The organism is Serratia sp. 506_PEND, assembly GCF_001076875.1.
GTDB classification, from domain to species: Bacteria; Pseudomonadota; Gammaproteobacteria; order Enterobacterales; family Enterobacteriaceae; genus Serratia; species Serratia marcescens.
The window spans coordinates 1-5,600 of sequence record NZ_JVEL01000618.1; the positions used below are offsets into that span (position 1 = coordinate 1).

Consider the following 5,600-nt stretch of genomic DNA (forward strand, 5'->3'; position numbering starts at 1 on the left):
CCACGCTGCAGAATGCGGTTTACCTGCGCCTGACGGTTCCGCTCGGCTCCTGGTGGGCGGACCCGACACTCGGCTCACGCCTCTACTTGCTGAAGCGGGAAAAAGACGTGGCGCGGGTGCGCACCCTGGCGCGCCAGTACGCCGAGCAGGCGCTGCAACCCATTCTCGACGATGGTCGCGCCAGCCGCATTACAGTCACTGCGCAGCACCCGGCGAACGGCTGGCTGATATTGCTGATTGAGGTGGAGCAGTCCAACGGGCAAATCATGCCATTTACCCACCGCGTAAGCGTCGCTTAAAAGGGGTTTACATGCCGCATATTATCCCCAGCGTCAGCGACATTCGCGACACTATCCTCCGAGACATCAAGAACCAGCTGCCGCAAGCCGACGTCGGCCCGGACAGTGATTTTTTTGTGCGTGCCAGCTCTGTGGCGAGTGCCGTGCGTGGCGTATACCAGGACCAGCAGTGGATTGCGCGGCAGATATTCCCCGATACCGCCGACCATGATTTTTTGCTGATGCACGCGCGGTTGCGTAACCTGACGCCGAAGCCAGCCACGCCGGCCGGTGGCCAGGCGCAGCTTAGTGGTACGCCCAACAGCCCGGTGGCCAGTGGGCTGACGTTCCGTTATGGCAACGGCCAGACAGGCACCACGCTCACCGGCGGCACGCTGGATGCCGGCGGTAAGCTGACCGTAAACGCCGCCGCCACTACAACCGGCATCGCCAGTAACGTCCCTGACGGTACGCCTGGCACGCTACTTATCGCACCCACAGGCGTCAGCTCACAAATCACGCTGAAGACCATGACTGGCGGCACGGATGATGAAAGCGACGAGTCCCTGCTGGCGCGCCTGCTGGAACTTATCCGCCAGCCACCGGCCGGCGGCAACAAGTATGACTATCACCGTTGGGCGATGGAAGTTCCTGGCGTTACGGCGGCTTACGTCTACCCGATGCGCCGTGGCCTGGGCACTGTGGATGTGGTCATTACCTCCGGCAATGACCTGCCGTCACAAGCCACCATCGACGCCGCTCAGGCGCATATCGATGACCTGCGTCCGGTCACGGCCAAAAACAGCCTGGTACTGGCCCCTACACCGCGCAGCGTAGATTTTCACATGCAAGTGGCGCTGGTCGGGCTGACACTGGCGGATGCGAAAGTCCAAATCCAGAACACCCTGGTCAGCTACTTCACGCAGTTGGCCCCTGGCGATACGGCAGTACTGTTCCAGATTGGGGCGCTGATTTCCGCCATTCCTGGTATCACCGACCTGAAAATTATCCTTCCGGCGGCGAACGTCACGCCGGTGGTCGATGAAGAACGCGTCGAATGGGTGCGCATGGGTGGTCTGATTGTGGAGCTGATGCCATGAGTTACGCCACGCTGCTTGGAAATCTTCTGCCGCCGGTGGCCTATGACCCAAACGGCGAACAGATAAAGGTTGAACACCACGCCGAAGGCAACGCCCTGCAGCAAGTAGAAGATGCTGCCCGGTGCGTCGCCCTGGGTATCGTCCCGCTGCAGATTAACGAGCTTATCCCGGACTGGGAGCGCGTCCTTGCTCTGACGCCAGCCCCGGATGCCTCGCCGCAAGAGCGCCTCACGCTGATAAAGGCGAAAATCAACACCACCGGTGGCCTGAGCCGCCCCTATTTTATCAATCTGGCCAAGAGCCTCGGCTACACCATCACCATCGATGAGCCGCAGCCATTTCGTATTGGCATCAATCGCATGGGCGACCGCCTTTACTCGCGCGACACCATCTGGATTTGGCGCGTCAACGTCCTGCATAGCGATAACCTGGTGAGCACGGCGCAATTGGAGTCGATGTTTCAGGACTTAAAGCCCGCGCATACGTTTTGCCATTTCATTTATAAAGAGGCGTGATATGCAGAATTTAATGCCGCCGGTAAATACGCCGGATAATTTATTTCACGATGGTAATGAAGCTACCGGCGTGGAGGGCACGATTTTATATGCCGACTTCATGAACGATAACCAGAGTGCTATTCGTGATATTCAGCAGGAAATGAAAAATGTTTTGGCTGACGCCGGTTTTCAGCCTGACCCCAGCAAACAAAATCAGCTATTACTGGCCATTAAAAAAATCATCGGCACTGTCGGAGGTGATGAATTTTTGCCACTAACGGGCGGCACCCTGACCGGGCCTTTGAATGCCAAGGGTTCAATTACCGTCCATGAGGACGACATCAACACCATTTCTGAATTCTTGTATACATACAATGAAGACGGTGTTGCGACGAAAAAAATCGGCATTAAAGCCATCTGCGATGCAGACGGCGCCGGCCACTGGGTCGTTGACGTCAACCCGGCAGCCAAGGGCGATAGTCGCGTACAGGCTTTAGGCATCGACGGCAAAAGCAAGCTCGTCGCGTCAATGAACGGTTTTCAGCTCTACGAAGGCACCGCGCGCGTATTCAGCCCCAACAATCCCCAACTGATGTTTGGCGTTGGTATGGGGCCGGTAAACAAGCCAGACGCCTACAGCAATATCGGACAGATTTACCGGGTCAATGCCACCGCAAAAAACAAGCCCCCGGCCGTTTCGGGCAACGTATCCGCCGGTGTGATGTGCCTGCCGATGGATGCAGCGCCGTCCGCCGGTTACTTTGCCGTTGTTGGCGGCAACATGGCGGCATACGTTGGCTTCTCCCAAAGTGCCGACGACAATATCACCTGGTTGCGGATTTATACCGACAAATACAAGCCCACAGCCACAGACATGAACGCGCTGCCCATCACCGGCGGCACCATGACAGGTGAAATCAAGTCAACCAGCAGTGCCATTTTACGCGGAATTCAGGGGGGGTATGGTGCCATGTGGCGGATGGACGCCAATGCTTTCTATTACCTTCTGACGAATCCGGGCGATCCGAACGGTAATTTCAACAGCCTGCGGCCACTTACTATTATCAACAACACCGGTAACGTCAATATTGGCACAGCTCTTTCCGTAGACAGCCAGAGCTCGATTTACAAGACTGGCATCCACACCTACAGCGACGGGGGTGGCAGTTATAACCAGACGAGCGGCATGACCCTGCAAGGCGTAGGTGACCAGGTCGGTGAAATGTATTTCCTGGAGAATATCGGCAAATATGCCCTCGTGGGGCTGCACGCAAGAAGCGGCGGTCGCGATGCCTGGTATGAGTTTCGCCATGACGGCAATATTTTTGCCAACGGCACCAACGCCGTGCCGGTTGGCGTCATAGAAGCTTGGCCGAGTGATACACCTCCGACCGGCTGGCTGATGTGTGACGGCTCCGGGTTCAATAAGGGCGCCTTTCCCAACCTTGCCTTGATATTCCCCAGCGGCCAACTTCCTGACCTTCGCGGCGCATTCCTGCGCGGTAAGGACAACGGCAAGGGCGTTGACCCTAACCGTGGGTTGTTATCCATACAGCCTGGTCAAGCGCCGGCATCCGCCATTGGCGGCGGTGAATGGGGTAACTATGCAGGGCGAGACACCGGCCATACCGTCGGCACCGGGACCGATAACACCGGCACTTACCGTGTCATGCAGGAAACCGAAGCACAGCGCGAGACCCGCCCCTACAACGTCGCCATCAACTACATCGTGAGAGCAGCATAATGACCACACAAAAATATAACCTCGATTTTGAACACGCCGTTTTAGGCCCAGAAGGCTGGTCGACAACGGCAGGCTGGATACTGACATATCAATGTGCCTACAGCACCACGCGCGAGTTTACCTCCTGCTACTGGCAGTATTGTCAGCTGGGCGTGGGTATCGCTGCCGGCTCTTACATTGATAAGCCAACGTTGCCAGACGATGACACCAAAGCGATTCGTCGCACGGAAGACGGTACCGCCTGGGAGATAGTCGATGATTTTCGCGGGCAGCTTGCATACAACACCGATACCGGCGAGGCCCGGACAGTGGATTACCTGGGGCCGCTTCTCGCCGGCTGGACGCTGCTGGCACCCCAGACGCCATATGACAAGTGGGACGGTACGCAGTGGGTGACCGACAAAGAGGCCCAGCAAGCGGCAGAGGTCGCAGCCGCAGCGGCGAAGCTGAAGCAACTTCAGGACGAGGCCGACGAGGTTATTGAGCGGCTGGGACGTGCCGTCAAATACGACATGGCCACCGATGAGGAGAAGGCCCAACTCGACGCCTGGGAGCGCTACAGCGTGCTGCTGAGCCGCGTGGATACCAGCCAAGCGCCAGATATTGCGTGGCCGGACGTGCCGGGGCCTAAACCCGCCAGTTGATCGTCGGTATCTCACTTTTTAGTTAGAGTCGCAAGATATTGTGGTTTTTAAAGTTAAATAGCGGCAAGTGTTGTGTTTGTTGGGGTGATCGTTAACTGCCGTCTTTGGAAGCATTTCAGGCACAAGTCTGCGTCAGCTCTCTGATGGTTACTCCATGACCACTCAGAAGGTGGTGCGATTAAAAGCATTGAAAATCAATTAGTTATATTATAGCGGAAGTTGTGTGTCTGGAGCAATTATTCCGTGGGTTGGCGGTAATACCCAGCAGTGACATGCAGAATCCTGATCCCTGGAACGGTTGGGCTGGGCATTACCATTGATGGGTGGCGCGGCTCCTGACAATAAAGCATTGGTGCCGCGCCGTTACTCCCTTGAGTAGAGCAACATAAAATTCGAAACGGGACATGGCTCCTGTCAATAAGATGCAGATTGCAGTGTATAACATCCCTTACTAAACGGTAAAAAGGTGACGCTTCATGAAAGTAGCTGTTTCTCCGATTATTCCCTGGGTAGGTGGTAAACGTAAGCTGGCTCGTCAAATTCTTCCGTTGTTTCCGAAGCATACTTGCTATGTTGAACCTTTCTGTGGAGGCGCTGCTCTATTTTTCAGCAAGGAACCTTCAAAAGTGGAGGTTGTGAACGACATAAATGGCGAGTTGATTAATCTGTATCGTGTCGTAAAACACCACTTAGAGGAGTTTGTCCGACAGTTTAAATGGGCTTTAAGCAGTCGCCAGATATTTGAATGGGAAAAGCTGTGTGTCCCAGAAACGCTAACGGACATACAGCGTGCTGCTCGCTTTTATTATCTTCAAAATATGGCCTTTGGTGCCAAGGTTGAGGGGCAAACCTTTGGGACGTCCACAACCAGCGCGCCACGGCTAAACCTGCTACGTCTTGAGGAAAACTTGTCTGCTGCCCATCTGCGCTTGTCGCGAACAATGATTGAACATCTGGACTGGGTGACCTGCATCAAGAAGTACGATCGTCCGCATACGCTGTTTTACCTTGATCCACCCTACTGGAGGACGCAGGGCTATGGAGTCGAGTTCAGCCTGGAGCAATACAGCCTGATGGCTGAGCTAGCCAGAACGATCAAAGGCAAGATGATCATCTCAGTAAACGACATCCCGGAGATGCGTAAAGCGTTTGAGGGGCTGCCGATAACCACTACGGGGGTTACTTACTGTCTCGGTGATAATCGACAGCGAGCCAGTGAGTTGATCGTTAGTAACATTTGCGATTGATTTCGCATAGTGCAAAATCGTGATTTTTTTGACGTTCTTAGAGTGCGAAATTCTCTGCTAAACAGTGCAGAAAATTTCGCCGCGCTACAG

The 5,600-nt window shown here is 55.1% G+C and carries 6 protein-coding genes; all 6 read left to right on the forward strand.

Annotated elements, in window-relative coordinates:
• Positions 1-299, forward strand: a 299-nt coding sequence (locus ADK28_RS28265) for a phage GP46 family protein (RefSeq protein ID WP_048796645.1), incomplete at its 5' end; no start/stop codon positions are given.
• 11 nt (positions 300-310) lie between these two features.
• The gene (locus ADK28_RS28270; RefSeq protein ID WP_048796279.1) at positions 311-1,378 is read left to right on the forward strand and encodes a baseplate J/gp47 family protein; all 1,068 of its coding nucleotides are present in this window, start codon (positions 311-313) and stop codon (positions 1,376-1,378) included.
• Positions 1,375-1,893 (forward strand): YmfQ family protein, encoded by a 519-nt coding sequence (locus tag ADK28_RS28275; protein WP_048796280.1) that lies wholly within the window; start codon positions 1,375-1,377, stop codon positions 1,891-1,893. Before ADK28_RS28270 ends, ADK28_RS28275 begins: the two co-directional genes overlap by 4 nt.
• 1 nt (position 1,894) lies before the next feature.
• Positions 1,895-3,619 carry a phage tail protein gene (locus ADK28_RS33220; protein ID WP_053091646.1) on the forward strand — a complete coding sequence of 575 codons (1,725 nt, stop codon included), beginning with the start codon at positions 1,895-1,897 and terminating at the stop codon, positions 3,617-3,619.
• Positions 3,619-4,263: a tail fiber assembly protein gene (locus ADK28_RS28285; RefSeq protein ID WP_048797323.1), complete on the forward strand. Its 645-nt coding sequence runs from the start codon at positions 3,619-3,621 to the stop codon at positions 4,261-4,263. The genes ADK28_RS33220 and ADK28_RS28285 overlap by 1 nt, the downstream gene beginning before the upstream one ends.
• A gap of 476 nt (positions 4,264-4,739) precedes the next feature.
• Entirely contained in the window at positions 4,740-5,510 is a 771-nt protein-coding gene (locus ADK28_RS28290) for a DNA adenine methylase (protein ID WP_048797324.1), read from the forward strand.
• The last annotated feature ends 90 nt before the right edge of the window (positions 5,511-5,600 follow it).